Below are 15,160 nucleotides of genomic sequence, written 5' to 3' on the forward strand. Positions count from 1 at the left end.
GACCCCGGCCGAGGCAGGCCTCCTCGCATCGGGCCTCCCGGATACGGTGACGGCTTCTCGGATGTCGGAAGTCTCCTACACCACCCGGTGTTCACGCAGCCGAACAAGGGGGCGGCGCGGCCACGGCGAACGCCCGCCGCCACCGCCCCTCACCGTCCCGCCCGCACCTCCTCCGGCGAGGTGTCCCGCAGCTCCCCGTCCAGCGACAGCCAGCGGGTGATCCCGATCGACTCCAGGAACGGTACGTCGTGGCTCGCCACGATCACCGCCCCCTCGTACGCCGCCAGGGCCTCGGTCAGCCGCCGTACGCTCGCCAGGTCCAGGCTGTTCGTCGGTTCGTCGAGCAGCAGCAGCCGGGGCGCCGGGTCCGCCAGCAGCAGCATCGCCAGCGCCGCCCGGAACCGCTCCCCGCCCGACAGCGTCCCCGCCGGAAGATCGGCGGCCGCGCCCTTGATCAGGAACCGCGCGAGCCGCGCCCGCACCCCGTTGTCGCTCAGACCCGGCGCCGACCGCTTCACGTTCTCCGCCACCGACCGGGAGTCGTCCAGCGAGTCCAGCCGCTGCGGCAGGAACCCCAGCGGCAGCAGCGCCGTGGCCTCCCCCGAGAGCGGGGCCAGTTCGCCCGCGATCGTGCGCAACAGGGCTGTCTTCCCGGCCCCGTTGCGCCCGGTCAGTGCGATCCGCTCGGGCCCGCGCACCACCAACTCGCCGCGCAGCGGCGGCCCGTAGGGCGGTACGGGGTCGCGCAGGAGCAGCACCTCGCTCCCCGGGTGCACCCGTGTCGCCGGCAGCTCGATCCGGATCTCCTCGTCCGCGCGGACCGCCGACTCCGCCTCCACCAGCCGCTCCCGGGCCTCCGCCAGCCGCTCGGTGTGCAGGATGCGGTGCTTGCCGGCCGACTCCTGGGCGGACCGCTTGCGCTGGCCCATCACCACCTTGGGCTCCCGCCTGGTGTCCCACATCTTCTGCCCGTACCGCCTGCGCCGGGCCAACTTCGCACGGGCCTCGGCCAGCTCGCGCTTCTGCCGCTGGACGTCGGACTCCGCCGCCCGCACCATGCGCTGCGCCGCCTCCTGCTCGACCGCGATCGCCTCCTCGTACGCCGACAGGTTGCCCCCGTACCAGGTCACCGAGCCGTCCCGGAGATCCGCGATCCGGTCGACCCGCTCCAGCAGCTCCCGGTCATGGCTCACCACGAGCAGCGCTCCGCTCCAGGCGTCGACCGCGTCGTAGAGCCGCCCGCGCGCCACCGCGTCCAGGTTGTTCGTCGGCTCGTCCAGCAGCAGCACCCCGGGCCGGGCCAGCAGCAGGGACGCCAGCCGCAGCAGCACGCACTCGCCGCCGGACATCTCCCCGACGGTCCGGTCCAGCCCGAGAGCGCCGAGGCCGAGCCCCTCCAGGGTGGCGTGGGCCCGTTGCTCCACGTTCCAGTCGTCACCGATCACGGCGAACCGTTCCGCGCGTACGTCACCGGCCTCGACGGCGTCGATCGCCGCGCGCCGCTCCGCGATGCCCAGCACCTCGTCGACCCGGAGCGCGGTGTCCAGGGTGGCGGTCTGCGGCAGATGACCGAGCCCGCCCCGGACCTCGATCCCGCCCTCCAGCGGGGTGAGGTCACCGGCGATCAGCCGCAGCAGGGTGGATTTGCCGCACCCGTTGACCCCGATGAGCCCGGCGCGGCCGGGGCCCACGGCGAAGTCGAAGCCGGAGAACACCCCGGTGCCGTCGGGCCAGGAGAAGGAGAGGGAGGTACAGCTGACATGGATGCCGGAGGATGACATACGGGACTCCCGTGCACGTCGAGGAGAGCGGAAGGGACGATCGGCTGATGCGCTGAGATCGCACACGGGAGCGCCTGCGGCCACGGCAGGGCGTGGCGGCGCCGCACGGTGTGGGGGCTCAGATCAGCAACGTCCTTCTCCGATCGACGGCAACAGGGACATCACGAAGGTAGAAGCGGGACACCCGGCCCGGCAACGGGTTTTCCGCGGCGCGGGAGTCCGAGCCGCCAGGGGGGCGGCGCGAGCGCGCCGCGCCGGGGTCTCAGGCGCCGCCGAGCAGATCGGTCAGATTCCGGTCCAGGTCGAGGTGGCGGTGCTCGTCACCCGCCGGCACCAGCTCCTGTGCCCGCTCCAGGAAGCGGCGCAGCTCCGCCGTGCGGACGTGGACCATGGCGATGCCCTCCGCCGCGTGGAACTCCAGCACCGTCCGCTCGTACCCGAACGGCCGGACCCGGACGTCCCCCTCCCCGGCGGGTGCGTCGATCCCGGCCGTCAGCAGCTCGCGGGAGAACTCCCAGGACACCTCGGTCCCTTCCAGGGTCGCCGGGGCCGGGAACGCCATGCGTACGGCGAAGGGGTCCGTGACGTCGTAACTCAGAGTGGCGGGCAGGGTTTCCATCCGCGGCGCGGACGCGACCATGCGGGCCTGCACGGACTGCTCGATAACGCTGGTCAAGACCTGCTCCCTCTCGCGGCTGGGTGAACGGTTCCCGGCATTGGAGTAGACGACGGAACCCGACGATCCGTGCACCGGCGGGTTGCGTGAGCTGCGTCACCGCCGGGGTGCCACCGCCGGGGTGCCACCGCCCGGCCGCACACGTGCCCCGCCCACGCCCGGCGTCTCCTCCGGTGCACCGGCGTCCCCGCCCCTCCTGCCCGCTTCCCGGCCACGCACCGCGTCGGGCGGGGCCCCGGCCGAGGGGAGGGGGCGGCCGTCCGGCCTACTGACCGGGCAACTCCTCCTTGAGGGAGGCGAGTTCCGGTGCGGTCCTCGTCGCGGTGAACTCGGTGATCCGGTAGGAGCAGACACCGTGCACGGCGAAGGGGTCGGCCGCGGCGATCTCCTCGATCCGCGCCCGGTCCGTCCCGACGGCGAGGATCACCCCGCCGTCCCGGGGGTTCTTGCGGCCGGAGGCGACGAAGACACCCGCCGCGTAACTCTCGTCGAGCCACGCGATGTGCTCCCGCATCAGCGCGTCCGCGCGCTCGACCGGGGCGGTGTAGGTCAATTCGAGTACGAACATGATCGCCAGGCTACGGGACCGGGCGTACCCCGACACCGCCTAAGCTGCTGGTCATGACTACGCAGCCCCCTCCCGCCCATCAGACCCCCGCGGACGAAGCCGAGGGCCGGGCGATCCAGGACCGCCTGCGCGGCCTGGTGGTGCTGGACGAGCCGGGTCCGGCGCCCGGGACGGGGCTGGTGACCGGGATCGACGTGGCGTACGACGACGAGAAGGACGTGGTCGTCGCGGCGGCCGTCGTCCTGGACGCCGAGACCCTGGAGACCGTGGACGAGGCCACCGCCGTCGGCACGATCACCTTCCCCTACGTCCCCGGCCTGCTGGCCTTCCGCGAGATCCCCACCGCGCTGGAGGCCCTGGAGTCGCTGACCGTCGACCCCGGCCTGGTCGTCTGCGACGGCTACGGCCTCGCCCACCCCCGCCGCTTCGGCCTCGCCAGCCACCTGGGCGTGCTGACCGGGCTGCCCGTGATCGGCGTCGGCAAGAACCCGTTCACCTTCTCCTACGAAGCCCCCGGCCCCCGCCGCGGCGACTTCTCCCCGCTGCTGGACGGCGACGAGGTGGTGGGCCGGGCCCTGCGCACCCAGGAGAACACCAACCCGATCTTCGTCTCCGTGGGCCACCGGATCGACCTCGACAACGCCTGCGCCCACACCCTCCGCCTGGCCCGCCGCTTCCGCCAGCCGGAGAGCACCCGCCGCGCGGACGCCCTCTGCCGGCAGACCCTGCGGGAGGCCACGGCCTGAGGGACCATCCCCTCCGGCGGGTCCTCACGGGATACGCCCGGGAGTTGCCCATGGGACGAACCGTCACCCGCCTCCGACGGCCCGTGCCACCGGATTTCGCCGGCGGGCGGCAGAGTATCCGGCCGACTGAGTATCCGTACGGATGGCGTAAACCGATCTTGCTGGGCAGGCTGAACGTATGAACACCTCTCGTACGGCCATCCGGACCGCCCGGCCCATCGACCCCGCCCAGCGCCGCGTCGCGCTCGGCATGGCCCTCGGCGGGGTCGTCGGTCTCGTCTGGCTGGGCGCGATGCTCTACACGCTGGTGAGCTGGATCTTCTAGCGGAGTCTCACTGCGCGGCAGCTGCCCAAAAGCGGAGTCTCACCGCACCGCCGCTACCCGGAAGCGGAGTCTCACCGCACCGCCGCCACCCGGAAGCGGATCCCCGCCGCCGTCAGCCGGTCCAGCAGCGCGTCGCCCATCGCGGTCGCCGTGGTGACCTGGCCGGAGGTCTCCGGGAGCTTGTCCAGGGCGAGGCTGAGCGCCGACTCGGCCAGCATCTTGGCCGTCTCGCCGTAGCCGGGATCGCCGCCGGACACCTCGGTGAAGACCTGCCGGCCCCCGCCCTCCCCGACGAAGCGGACGGTGAACCAGCTCCGCCCGCGGCGCTCGGCGTCCGGGCCCTGCCCCGACTCGTACCGCCCCATCAGCCATTCCCGTACGGGCTTCACCTGCGCGGCTGCGACCAGCGTGCCCACGGCCGCCGGGCCGCCGAGGGCCATCGGGAGGGTCTTGACCGAGGCGAAGTGGCGGTAGCGGAAGTCGGGGCCGTACCGCTCCAGCGCCCGCGCCGAGCGGCCCACGATGGACGGATCCACGGTCGGCAGCGGGAGCGCCCAGGTGCCGACGGCCCCGTTGAAGTGCGGGGATCCGGCCGGGGTGCGGACGCGGCGGCCCACCTGGCGGGGCTCGTGCAGGCGTCGCTCCCGGGCGGCGAGCAGCATCTGCGGTCCGCGGCCCATCGCGGTGAGCGCCGAGGCGAACGTACCGCCGGAGAAGACGGCGTTGCTGCGGACGAACCCGTCGACGGTGAGCGGCACCCCCTCCGGCAGCTGCTTCACCGTGAAGTACGCGCCCAGGTCGTGCGGTACGGAGTCGAAGCCGCAGGCGTGCACGATCCGCGCGCCCGTCTCCCGGGCCCGTGCGTCGTGGCGCACATACGTCCGGTCGATGAACTCGGCCTCGCCGGTGAGGTCGAGGTAGTCCGTCCCGGCCTCGGCGCAGGCGGCGACCAGCTTCTCGCCGTACAGGACGTACGGCCCCACGGTCGTGGCCACCACCCGTGCGGAGTGCGCGAGTTCGCGCAGCGCGTCCGCGTCGTCCGCGTCGGTCTCCAGCAACGGCAGCTCCGCGCAGGAGGGTTCGAGAGCGGTCAGCCGGTCGCGCAGCCGCTCCAGCTTGGCGCGGCTGCGGCCGGCCAGCCCCCAGCGCAGCCCGGCGGGGGCGTGCGCCGCCAGGTACTCGGCCGTGAGCACCCCCACGAAACCGGTGGCGCCGAAAAGGGCGACGTCCAGCGGGCGAGGTGCCTCGTTCTGCCTGTTCACGACTGCCTCCGGGGGCGAGGGGCGGCACAGATGTGGCAGGCAGGCTAGCGGAGGGGAGCGGCGGGCGTGCGGCCGGGCGGGGGGTGCGGGGCGGAGGGAGGGCGGCCACGGCCTCGGGCGTGGCCGCGTGGAAGGTCCGGCGAGGATGCGGGAGGATCACGGTCACGGCGAGAACTAAGCGCTTGCTCGGCCCGGGGGGTTGTGCCGAGCCGGGCGCGTTCTTAGCATCGTTGATGTTACATCGGTTGTGTCACACCCCTGGGGGCTCACGGATGGCAAGCACGGGGCAGCACGGACCGCTGGCGGGAGTCCGTGTCGTCGAGCTGGCGGGGATCGGTCCCGGACCGTTCGCGGGGATGGTGCTGGCGGACCTCGGCGCCGATGTCGTACGCGTCGACCGGCCCGGCGGACCGGCCCTCGGCATCGACCCGGCGTACGACATCACCAACCGCAACAAGCGCTCCGTCCTCGTCGACCTCAAGGACGAGGCCGGCGCCGGACGCGTCCTGGACCTGGTCGAACGCGCGGACATCCTGATCGAGGGGAACCGCCCCGGTGTCGCGGAACGGCTCGGAGTCGGACCCGGGGCCTGCCTCGCCCGGAACCCGAAGCTCGTCTACGGGCGGATGACCGGGTGGGGCCAGGACGGGCCGCTGGCCGAGCGGGCCGGGCACGACATCGGCTACCTCGCGCTCACCGGCACCCTCTCCATGATCGGCAGCCCGGACGAGCCGCCGGTGGTCCCCGCCAACCTGGTCGGGGACTACGCGGGCGGCTCGCTCTACCTCGTCGTCGGAGTCCTCGCCGCCCTCCAGCACGCCCGCACCCCGGGCGGCACGGGGCAGGTGGTGGACGCGGCGATCGTCGACGGCGCCTCCCACCTCGCCTCGATGATCCACGGCATGCTGGCCGCCGGAAGCTGGCAGGACCGGCGCGGCACCAACCTGCTGGACGGCGGCTGCCCCTTCTACGGCACCTACGCCACCTCCGACGGCGGCCACATGGCGGTCGGCCCGCTGGAGGGGCGGTTCTACGCCGAGTTCGCCCGCCTCCTCGGCCTGGCTGACGCCTTCCCCGACCGGTGGGAGTTCGCCCGCTGGGACGAGCTGCGCGCCGCCGTCACCGAGCGCTTCCTGACCCGTACGCGTGCGGAGTGGACCGAGGTCTTCGAGGGCACCGACGCCTGCGTCGCCCCCGTCCTCTCCCTCCGCGAGGCACCGCACCACCCGCACCTCGCCGCCCGCTCCACCTACGTCGAGCACAGCGGCATCACCCAGCCCGCCCCCGCCCCGCGCTTCTCCGCCACCCCCGCCTCCGTCCGCAGCGGCCCCGCACGGCCGGGCGCCGACACGGACGCCGTCGCCGCCGACTGGGACGTACCGGGGCTCCGGCCCACCCCCCGAGACTAGGAGACCCCGTGCAACGCCAGATCTTCACCGAGGAGCACGACGCGTTCCGCGCGACCGTCCGGGCCTTCCTGGCCAAGGAGGTGCTCCCGTACTACGAGCAGTGGGAGCAGGACGGCATCGTCTCCCGGGACGCCTGGCTCGCCGCCGGGCGCGCCGGGCTGCTCGGCCTCGCCGTCCCCGAGGAGTACGGGGGCGGCGGCTCGACCGACTTCCGCTACAGCGCCGTCCTGGCCGAGGAGTTCACCCGGGCCGGGGCGCCGGGCCTCGCGATCGGCCTGCACAACGACATCATCGGCCCGTACCTCACCGGCCTCGCCACCGAGGAGCAGAAGCGGCGGTGGCTGCCCGGCTTCTGCTCCGGCGAGACCATCACCGCCATCGCCATGACCGAACCGGGCGCCGGCTCCGACCTCCAGGCGATCCGCACGACCGCCGAGGACAAGGGCGACCACTGGCTGCTCAACGGCTCCAAGACCTTCATCTCCAACGGCATCCTGGCCGACCTGGTCATCGTCGTCGCGAAGACCACCCCCGACGGCGGCGCCAAGGGGCTCTCGCTGATCGTCGTGGAGCGCGGTGCCGAAGGGTTCGAGCGCGGCCGCAACCTCGACAAGATCGGCCAGAAGTCGCAGGACACCGCGGAGTTGTTCTTCAACGACGTCCGGGTCCCCAAGGAGAACCTCCTCGGTGAACTCGACGGCGCGTTCCTCCACCTGATGACCAACCTGGCCCAGGAGCGCATGGGCATAGCGGTCGCCGCCATCGCCGCCGCCGAACACCTGCTGGAGATCACCACGCAGTACGTCAAGGAGCGCGAGGCCTTCGGACGGCCGCTGGCCAAGCTCCAGCACATCCGCTTCGAGATCGCGGAGATGGCCACCGAGTGCGCGGTCACCCGCACCTTCCTGGACCGGTGCATCGTCGACCACTCGGACGGGACGCTGGACGCCGTCCACGCCTCGATGGCCAAGTGGTGGGCCACCGAACTCCAGAAGCGCACCGCCGACCGTTGCCTCCAACTCCACGGCGGCTACGGCTACATGAGCGAGTACAAGGTCGCCAAGGCGTTCACCGACGGCCGTATCCAGACCATCTACGGCGGCACCACCGAGATCATGAAGGAGATCATCGGCCGCTCGCTGCTCGCCTGAGCCCCCGGGCCCCTCGTTCTTCACCACCACCCCCGAAAGGCAGCTGTCTTGAGTACCGAAGCATTCGTCTACGACGCGATCCGCACCCCGCGCGGCCGCGGCAAGGCCAACGGCGCCCTGCACGGCACCAAGCCGATCGACCTGGTCGTCGGCCTCATCCACGAGATCCAGGGCCGCTTCCCGGACCTCGACCCGGCCGTCATCGACGACATCGTCCTCGGCGTGGTCAGCCCGCTGGGGGACCAGGGCTCCGACATCGCCCGGATCGCCGCCATCGCGGCCGGGCTCCCCGACTCCGTCGCGGGCGTCCAGGAGAACCGCTTCTGTGCCTCGGGCCTGGAGGCCGTCAACCTGGCCGCCGCCAAGGTCCGTTCGGGCTGGGAGGACCTGGTGCTCGCCGGAGGCGTCGAGTCGATGTCCCGGGTGCCGATGGGCTCCGACGGCGGAGCCTGGGCGATGGACCCGATGACCAGCTTCGAGACCGGCTTCGCCCCGCAGGGCATCGGCGCCGACCTCATCGCCACCGTCGAGGGCTTCAGCCGCCGCGACGTCGACGAGTACGCCGCCCTCTCCCAGGAGCGCGCCGCCGCGGCCTGGAAGGACGGTCGCTTCGCCCGCTCCGTCGTCCCCGTCAAGGACCGCAACGGCCTGCTCGTCCTGGACCACGACGAGCACATGCGCCCCGGCACCACCGCCGACTCCCTCGCCGCCCTGAAGCCCTCCTTCGCCGCCATCGGTGACATGGGCGGCTTCGACGCCGTGGCGCTGCAGAAGTACCACTGGATCGAGAAGATCGACCACGTCCACCACGCGGGCAACTCCTCCGGCATCGTCGACGGCGCCGCCCTCGTCGCCATCGGCTCCAAGGAGGTCGGGGAGCGCTACGGCCTCACCCCGCGCGCCCGGATCGTCTCCGCCGCCGTCTCCGGCTCCGAGCCCACCATCATGCTCACCGGCCCCGCCCCCGCCACCCGCAAGGCGCTCGCCAAGGCCGGGCTGACCATCGACGACATCGACCTCGTCGAGATCAACGAGGCCTTCGCCGGGGTCGTCCTGCGGTTCGTCAAGGACATGGGCCTGAGCCTGGACAAGGTCAACGTCAACGGCGGCGCCATCGCCCTCGGCCACCCCCTCGGCGCCACCGGCGCGATGATCCTCGGCACCGTCATCGACGAACTGGAGCGCCGCGACCAGCGGTTCGGCCTGGTCACCCTCTGCGTCGGCGGCGGCATGGGCGTCGCGACGATCGTCGAACGCATCTGACCTCCAGCCCCACCTGCTTACGGAGAAGACACCGACATGACGACCGAGAGCACCACCATCCGCTGGGAACAGGACGAGACCGGCGTCGTCACCCTCGTCCTCGACGACCCCGACCAGTCCGCGAACACGATGAACCAGGCCTTCAAGGACTCCATCGAGGCCATCGCGGACCGCGCCGAGGCCGAGAAGGACTCCATCCGCGGCATCATCTACACCTCCGCCAAGAAGACCTTCTTCGCGGGCGGCGACCTCAAGGACATGATCAAGGTCGGCCCGGAGAACGCCCAGGCCGCCTTCGGCACCGGCACCGCCATCAAGCGCTCGCTGCGCCGCATCGAGACCATCGGCAAGCCCGTCGTCGCCGCCATCAACGGCGCCGCCCTCGGCGGCGGTTACGAGATCGCGCTCGCCTCCCACCACCGGATCGCGCTCGACGCCCCCGGCTCCCGCATCGGCCTCCCCGAGGTCACCCTCGGCCTGCTCCCGGCGGGCGGCGGCGTCACCCGCACCGTACGCCTCATGGGCATCGCGGACGCCCTGCTCAAGGTGCTGCTCCAGGGCACCCAGTACACCCCGCGGCGCGCCCTGGAGAACGGCCTCGTCCACGAAGTCGCCGCCACCCGCGAGGAGATGACCGAGAAGGCCCGCGCCTTCATCGACGCCAACCCCGAGTCCCGGCAGCCCTGGGACGTCAAGGGGTACAAGATCCCCGGCGGCACCCCGTCCAACCCCAAGTTCGCCGCCAACCTCCCCGCGTTCCCGGCCAACCTGAAGAAGCAGCTCGCGGGCGCGCCCATGCCCGCGCCGCGCAACATCCTCGCGGCGGCCGTCGAGGGCTCCCAGGTCGACTTCGAGACCGCCCTGACCATCGAGGCCCGGTACTTCACCGAGCTGGTCACCGGCCAGGTCTCCAAGAACATGATCCAGGCGTTCTTCTTCGACCTCCAGGCCGTCAACTCCGGTGCCAGCCGCCCCAAGGGCATCCCCGAGCGCCCGGTCCGCAAGGTCGCCGTGCTCGGTGCCGGGATGATGGGCGCGGGCATCGCCTACTCCTGCGCCAGGGCCGGGATCGAGGTCGTCCTCAAGGACGTCTCCACCGAGGCGGCCGCCAAGGGCAAGGCGTACAGCGAGAAGCTGCTCGCCAAGGCGCTCTCCCGGGGCCGCACGACGGAGGCGAAGCGCGACGAACTGCTGGCCCGGATCACCCCGACCGGCGATGTGGCCGACCTCGCGGGCTGCGACGCCGTGATCGAGGCCGTCTTCGAGGACACCGGCCTCAAGCACAAGGTGTTCCAGGAGATCCAGGAGGTCATCGAGCCCGACGCGCTGCTCTGCTCCAACACCTCCACCCTCCCCATCACGGTCCTGGCCGAAGGCGTCTCCCGCCCGGCCGACTTCATCGGCCTGCACTTCTTCTCCCCGGTCGACAAGATGCCGCTGGTCGAGATCATCAAGGGCGAGCGGACCGGCGACGAGGCGCTGGCCCGCGCCTTCGACCTCGTACGGCGCATCAAGAAGACGCCGATCGTCGTCAACGACTCGCGCGGCTTCTTCACCTCGCGCGTCATCGGCCAGTTCATCAGCGAGGGCGTCGCCATGGTCGGCGAGGGTGTGGAGCCCGCCTCGGTCGAGCAGGCGGCCGCCCAGTCCGGCTATCCGGCCAAGGTGCTCTCCCTGATGGACGACCTGACCCTCACCCTGCCGCGCAAGATCCGCAACGAGACCAGGCGCGCGGTGGAGGAAGCCGGCGGCACCTGGCCCGGCCACCCCTCGGACGAGGTCATCGACCGCATGGTCGACGAGTTCGGCCGCCCGGGCCGCAGTGGGGGAGCGGGCTTCTACGACTACGACGAGGAGGGCAGGCGCACCGGTCTCTGGCCGGGCCTGCGCGAGCACTTCACGAAGGCCGACGCGGAGGTCCCCTTCGAGGACATGAAGGAGCGGATGCTCTTCTCCGAGGCGCTGGACAGCGTCCGCTGCCTGGAGGAGAACGTCCTCATCTCCGTCGCGGACGCCAACATCGGCTCCATCATGGGCATCGGCTTCCCGCCGTGGACCGGCGGTGTGCTCCAGTACATCAACGGCTACGAGGGCGGCCTGCCCGGATTCGTCGCCCGCGCCCGGGAGTTGGCCGAGCGCTACGGCGACCGGTTCCTGCCGCCCGCGCTGCTCGTGGAGAAGGCGGAGAAGGGCGAGACCTTCCACGACTGAGCCGTGGGCGGGCTTCCACGCGGGCCGCGTCCACCGTCACTCGGCGGTGAACGCGGCCCGCAGCTCTTCCTTGAGCGATCGCTGAAAGGCCGTCACCAGCGCCTGGACGACGATCGGTTGCATATGGGCCGACAGCGACTTCATCGCGGCCACATGCTCCGGATCGCCCTCCTGCTCGCGGTAGGGATTCCACACCTCGTCCCGGAAGAGCCGGGTCATCTCCTGGGCGGCGGAACGGGTGTGCTCCAGCAGCACGGTCCGGGCCGCGAGGATCGTCTCGTGGGCGATCGGCACGTCCAGCAGCTCGACCCCGAGCCGCAGCAGCCCGAGATCCACCCGGTACGTTCCGCCGTCCTCCTCGGCCCGGACCAGCACCCCCATCGCCGCCAGCCGGTCCACGTCCGGCCCGGTGAGCGCCCGCCCCGCCCGCTTCTCCAGCTCCGCCCGCGTCATGTCCTCGGCCGTGTCCGGTGCCCAGGACGCCACCAGGGCCCGGTGGATCGCCAGATCGCGGGCGCTGAGGTCGGGCGGCAACTGCTCCAGGTACCGTTCGATCGCGGCGAGCGTCATGCCCTGGTGCTGGAGCTCCTCGATCAGCGCGAGCCGCGAGAGGTGGTCGGCCCCGTAGTGCCCGACCCGGCGCGGCCCGATGACCGGGGGCGGCAGCAGGCCCCGGGTGCTGTAGAACCGCACGGTGCGTACGGTGACCCCGGCGCGTGCCGCCAGCTCGTCCACCGTGAGCGTGGGCTCGTCGGTCCCCGTCGCCATCTCTGCTCCCCGCACTTCGGACCCCTGTATCGGACAGTTCCGCTGTCTCACCACCACTGTGAAAGTCTCCGGCACCGAGGCCCCGCCGTCCACCCCGGCCCCGCCCCGTGCCCGCCCCGCTCGCCGACCCCGTTGTCAGTGCCGGGCCGTACGGTGAAGGCATGTCGGGGATCACGTATGTACGGGGGCATCGGCCGGGGCGGGGCGCCCGGGCAGGGCCGGGCGGGGAGGCCGGGGCTGTCCTGGAGGCGGGCACGAGGCCCCGGCCTCATGGTTCTCCCACGGACGAGGGATCATGAAGGGATGAGGAAAGACCGGCACACGGCGGTCCCGCCGGAGCCGCGGGAGCACGGGACGAGCAGCGCGGACGACCCCCTGCCGCCCCCGCCCGGCGGCGTGCTCTGGAGCCTGTCCGGGGACGTCCGGGCCCTGCTGATGCTGCCCGCGGCCCTCACCCTCCAGGTCGCCCACCCGGCCGTCGGAGCGGGCGTCGACGAACACTCCGTCTTCCGCACCGACCCCTGGGGGCGCGGCGAACGCTCCCTGCGCTCGCTCCAGCTCTGGGTGTACGGCGGCGACGGGGCCGCCGCGGAGGGGCGCAGACTGCGCCGGCTCCACCGCACCATCCGGGGCACCGACACCCGGGGCCGTGCCTACCACGCGCTGACGCCCGCCAACTACGCCTGGGTGCACGCCACCGGCTTCCCGGTCTACCGGCACGCGGCGCGCTATCTGATCCGGCCGATGACCCCGGCGCAGGAGCGGGCCCTGTACGCGGAGTGGCTCCAGGTCGGGCGGATCCTCGGCATCCACGACCGGGACATGCCGCAGACCATCGAGGAGTTCCGGCCGTACTGGGAGACGATGCTCGCCGGGGAGATCGAGGCGACGACCGTGGTGCGCGAACTGGTCGACGTCGGCCAGCCGGTGCCCGCACCCGATCGGGGCCCGTGGCCGCTGCGGCTGATCCTGCGCGCCCTGTGGCCGGTGCTCCTGCCGCCGCTCGCCCGCTTCCGGCGGTTCGTCACCATCGGGCTCATGCCGCCGGACGCCCGCGCGGCGATCGGCCTGCCGTGGACAGATGCCCAGGAGCGGCGGCTGCGGCGGTTCTGCGCGGTGGTGCGGGCGGTGGTCCCCGTACTCCCGGAGCGGCTGCGGTATCTGCCGAGGGCGCGGGCCGCCCGCGCCGCGTACGCCACCGCCGGGGGCCGCCGGAACGGCTGAACCTCGCCGCTCCGACGCCCCTGACGCCGTGCGTGCGGCGCGTATCGCTGGATCAGCGGTGGTCGGTCCCCCGATGACCGTCGCCGCCGTGACCGCCCTGGCTGCCCCGATCATGGCCGTGGCTGTCGTGGCCGTGGGCCCCGTGGTCGTGGACCGTGTTCGTCGCCGCGATCTTCTTCCACGACGCCGGCCGCTCCGGCCCGACCGCCGCCCGGGACGACAGCGCGTCCTTCGCGATCCCCGCCGAGGCCGCCGCCGGGACCGCCGGCCGCTTCGGCTGGTACAGCCAGGTGTCGAACAGCGTCGCCAGCGGCTTGCCCGAGACCCGCTCCGCGTACCGCAGGAAGTCGCCCACGGTCGCGTTGGAGTGCGCCTTCTCCGTCGGCCACCCCTTCAGCAGGGCGAAGAACGTCTCGTCACCGACCTCGTTGCGCAGCGCCTGGAGCGCCAGCGCTCCCCGGTCGTAGACGGCGATGTCGAACTGCTTGTCCGGACCGGGGTCGCCCGGCTTCACCTTCCAGAACGGGTCGTCCGCCGGGTGCTGGGCGTAGACGTAGTCCGCCAGCTCCTGCGCGGTGCCCTCGCCTTCCTTCTCCGACCAGAGCCACTGGCTGTAGCGGGCGAACCCCTCGTTGATCCAGATGTCCTTCCAGCCGCTCACCGACACGCTGTTGCCGTACCACTGGTGCGCGATCTCGTGGACCACGACCGAGACGTTGGCGCCGTTCGCGAACTGCCGGGGGCTGTAGAACGGCCGCGTCTGGGTCTCCAGCGCGAAGCCGCTGGCCACGTTGGGCACATAGCCGCCGAGCGCGTTGAACGGATACGGGCCGAAGACCTCGGTCAGCCACTCCGCGACCTCGGTGGTCCGCTCGATGCTGGCGCGGGCGGCACCGGCGTGGGGGCCGAGGTCCTTGCTGTAGGCGTTGAGCACCGGCAGACCGTCGGCGGTCCTGTCCGTCGTGATGTCGAACCTGCCGACCGCGAGCGTCGAGAGGTACGTGGCCTGCGGTTTGTCGGAGCGCCAGTTGAAGCGCGTCCAGCCGAGCTTCGAACTCTGCGACACGAGAACGCCGTTGCTGATCGCCTGCGTGCCGTCCGGCACGGAGACCGAGATGTCGTACGTGGCCTTGTCGAGCGGGTGGTCGTTGCTCGGGTACCACCAGACCGCCGACTCCGGCTCCTGCGCGGCGACGCCGCCGTCCGGGGTGCGGGCCCAGGCGGTCCAGCCGTTGATCTTCAGCTCGGAGGGCTTTCCGGCGTACCGGACGACCACCGAGACGTCCCTGCCCTTCGTCAGGCGGTCCGCCGGGGTGATCTCCAGCTCCTGGTCACCGCTCCTGGCGAAGGCGGACTCCCTGCCGTTGACCCGCACTTCGGAGACGGGGAGTCCGAAGTCGAGGTTGAAGCGGGTCAGCTCCTGCGTGGTGGTGGCGAGGATCGTCGCCGTGCCCTCCAACAGGTCGGTCGACGGCTGGTACTTCAGCCGCAGGTCGTAGTGGGAGACGTCGTAGCCGCCGTTTCCGGCCGCCGGGTAGTAGCGGTCGCCGATACCCGGGGCGCCCACGGTGCCGGTCGCGGCCGATGCCGGGATCGCCAGCACGAGGGTGGCCGCCAGGGCGCTGGGGACGATGAATCTGCGGTGCACGCATACTCCAAATCGTCGGACGGTCGGCCGGGCGTGGGATGTCGCGGCCCGGCCGGGCGACCGGGCGGGGGTTGGTTCCCGCTCGGCCGTGCGACCGGGCAGGGGAGGGTCCCGGCCCGGCCGTGCGA

At 72.3% G+C, this 15,160-nt stretch carries 13 protein-coding genes; 7 read left to right on the forward strand and 6 right to left on the reverse strand.

What is annotated here, in order from left to right; genetic code table 11:
• Nucleotides 1–149 precede the first annotated feature (149 nt).
• The 3 genes from ACQ9ZG_RS29585 to ACQ9ZG_RS29595 form a co-directional block, all read right to left on the reverse strand.
• The gene (locus tag ACQ9ZG_RS29585; protein ID WP_109917214.1) at nucleotides 150–1,781 is read right to left on the reverse strand and encodes an ATP-binding cassette domain-containing protein; all 1,632 of its coding nucleotides are present in this window, start codon (nucleotides 1,779–1,781) and stop codon (nucleotides 150–152) included.
• Between the two features lie 262 nt (nucleotides 1,782–2,043).
• Entirely contained in the window at nucleotides 2,044–2,457 is a 414-nt protein-coding gene (gene ssgD, locus ACQ9ZG_RS29590) for a spore wall synthesis regulator SsgD (protein ID WP_028418715.1), read from the reverse strand.
• Between the two features lie 265 nt (nucleotides 2,458–2,722).
• Nucleotides 2,723–3,025 (reverse strand): YciI family protein, encoded by a 303-nt coding sequence (locus tag ACQ9ZG_RS29595; RefSeq protein WP_028418716.1) that lies wholly within the window; start codon nucleotides 3,023–3,025, stop codon nucleotides 2,723–2,725.
• Between the two features lie 53 nt (nucleotides 3,026–3,078).
• Here ACQ9ZG_RS29595 and ACQ9ZG_RS29600 point away from each other — a divergent pair, with 53 nt between their 5' ends.
• Both ACQ9ZG_RS29600 and mmpA read left to right on the forward strand, forming a co-directional pair.
• Nucleotides 3,079–3,771: an endonuclease V gene (locus ACQ9ZG_RS29600; protein ID WP_028418717.1), complete on the forward strand. Its 693-nt coding sequence runs from the start codon at nucleotides 3,079–3,081 to the stop codon at nucleotides 3,769–3,771.
• Nucleotides 3,772–3,949: 178 nt separating this feature from the next.
• Nucleotides 3,950–4,096, forward strand: a complete 147-nt coding sequence (gene mmpA / locus ACQ9ZG_RS29605; protein ID WP_018491998.1) for a morphogenic membrane protein MmpA — start codon at nucleotides 3,950–3,952, stop codon at nucleotides 4,094–4,096.
• Nucleotides 4,097–4,167: 71 nt separating this feature from the next.
• On the opposite strand, the gene ACQ9ZG_RS29610 is transcribed toward mmpA, so the two are convergent.
• On the reverse strand, nucleotides 4,168–5,358 hold the full coding sequence (locus ACQ9ZG_RS29610) for a saccharopine dehydrogenase family protein (RefSeq protein ID WP_109917213.1): 1,191 nt from the start codon (nucleotides 5,356–5,358) through the stop codon (nucleotides 4,168–4,170).
• Nucleotides 5,359–5,630: 272 nt separating this feature from the next.
• On the opposite strand from ACQ9ZG_RS29610, the gene ACQ9ZG_RS29615 reads away from it, so the two are divergent.
• From ACQ9ZG_RS29615 to ACQ9ZG_RS29630, 4 genes are read left to right on the forward strand one after another with little or no spacing between them, the layout of a single operon-like run.
• Nucleotides 5,631–6,767, forward strand: a complete 1,137-nt coding sequence (locus ACQ9ZG_RS29615) for a CaiB/BaiF CoA transferase family protein (RefSeq protein WP_499281399.1) — start codon at nucleotides 5,631–5,633, stop codon at nucleotides 6,765–6,767.
• A gap of 8 nt (nucleotides 6,768–6,775) precedes the next feature.
• On the forward strand, nucleotides 6,776–7,918 hold the full coding sequence (locus tag ACQ9ZG_RS29620) for an acyl-CoA dehydrogenase family protein (protein ID WP_084990874.1): 1,143 nt from the start codon (nucleotides 6,776–6,778) through the stop codon (nucleotides 7,916–7,918).
• Nucleotides 7,919–7,966: 48 nt separating this feature from the next.
• Nucleotides 7,967–9,181, forward strand: coding sequence for an acetyl-CoA C-acetyltransferase (locus ACQ9ZG_RS29625; RefSeq protein ID WP_109915617.1), 1,215 nt, complete (start codon nucleotides 7,967–7,969; stop codon nucleotides 9,179–9,181).
• Between the two features lie 36 nt (nucleotides 9,182–9,217).
• Nucleotides 9,218–11,392, forward strand: coding sequence for a 3-hydroxyacyl-CoA dehydrogenase NAD-binding domain-containing protein (locus ACQ9ZG_RS29630; RefSeq protein ID WP_109915618.1), 2,175 nt, complete (start codon nucleotides 9,218–9,220; stop codon nucleotides 11,390–11,392).
• Between the two features lie 36 nt (nucleotides 11,393–11,428).
• Here the strand turns inward: ACQ9ZG_RS29630 and ACQ9ZG_RS29635 are convergent, their stop codons facing one another.
• Nucleotides 11,429–12,160: a MerR family transcriptional regulator gene (locus ACQ9ZG_RS29635; protein WP_109915619.1), complete on the reverse strand. Its 732-nt coding sequence runs from the start codon at nucleotides 12,158–12,160 to the stop codon at nucleotides 11,429–11,431.
• 303 nt (nucleotides 12,161–12,463) lie between these two features.
• On the opposite strand from ACQ9ZG_RS29635, the gene ACQ9ZG_RS29640 reads away from it, so the two are divergent.
• Entirely contained in the window at nucleotides 12,464–13,384 is a 921-nt protein-coding gene (locus tag ACQ9ZG_RS29640; RefSeq protein WP_499281400.1) for an oxygenase MpaB family protein, read from the forward strand.
• Nucleotides 13,385–13,436: 52 nt separating this feature from the next.
• On the opposite strand, the gene ACQ9ZG_RS29645 is transcribed toward ACQ9ZG_RS29640, so the two are convergent.
• A complete protein-coding gene (locus tag ACQ9ZG_RS29645; protein ID WP_109914040.1) occupies nucleotides 13,437–15,032 on the reverse strand; it encodes a M1 family metallopeptidase in 1,596 nt (531 codons plus the stop codon).
• Nucleotides 15,033–15,160: the final 128 nt, after the last annotated feature.

The organism is Streptomyces araujoniae, from assembly GCF_050871195.1.
In the GTDB taxonomy this organism is placed as follows: Bacteria; Actinomycetota; Actinomycetes; order Streptomycetales; family Streptomycetaceae; genus Streptomyces; species Streptomyces bacillaris.

Bases quoted from the DNA above. Each gene is read 5' to 3' on its own strand.
- ACQ9ZG_RS29585 (WP_109917214.1), bottom strand. From the start codon at position 1,781: ATGTCATCCTCCGGCATCCATGTCAGCTGTACCTCCCTCTCCTTCTCC.
- ACQ9ZG_RS29595 (WP_028418716.1), bottom strand. From the start codon at position 3,025: ATGTTCGTACTCGAATTGACCTACACCGCCCCGGTCGAGCGCGCGGAC.
- ACQ9ZG_RS29600 (WP_028418717.1), top strand. From the start codon at position 3,079: ATGACTACGCAGCCCCCTCCCGCCCATCAGACCCCCGCGGACGAAGCC.
- mmpA (WP_018491998.1), top strand. From the start codon at position 3,950: ATGAACACCTCTCGTACGGCCATCCGGACCGCCCGGCCCATCGACCCC.
- ACQ9ZG_RS29615 (WP_499281399.1), top strand. From the start codon at position 5,631: ATGGCAAGCACGGGGCAGCACGGACCGCTGGCGGGAGTCCGTGTCGTC.
- ACQ9ZG_RS29630 (WP_109915618.1), top strand. From the start codon at position 9,218: ATGACGACCGAGAGCACCACCATCCGCTGGGAACAGGACGAGACCGGC.
- ACQ9ZG_RS29635 (WP_109915619.1), bottom strand. From the start codon at position 12,160: ATGGCGACGGGGACCGACGAGCCCACGCTCACGGTGGACGAGCTGGCG.
- ACQ9ZG_RS29640 (WP_499281400.1), top strand. From the start codon at position 12,464: ATGAGGAAAGACCGGCACACGGCGGTCCCGCCGGAGCCGCGGGAGCAC.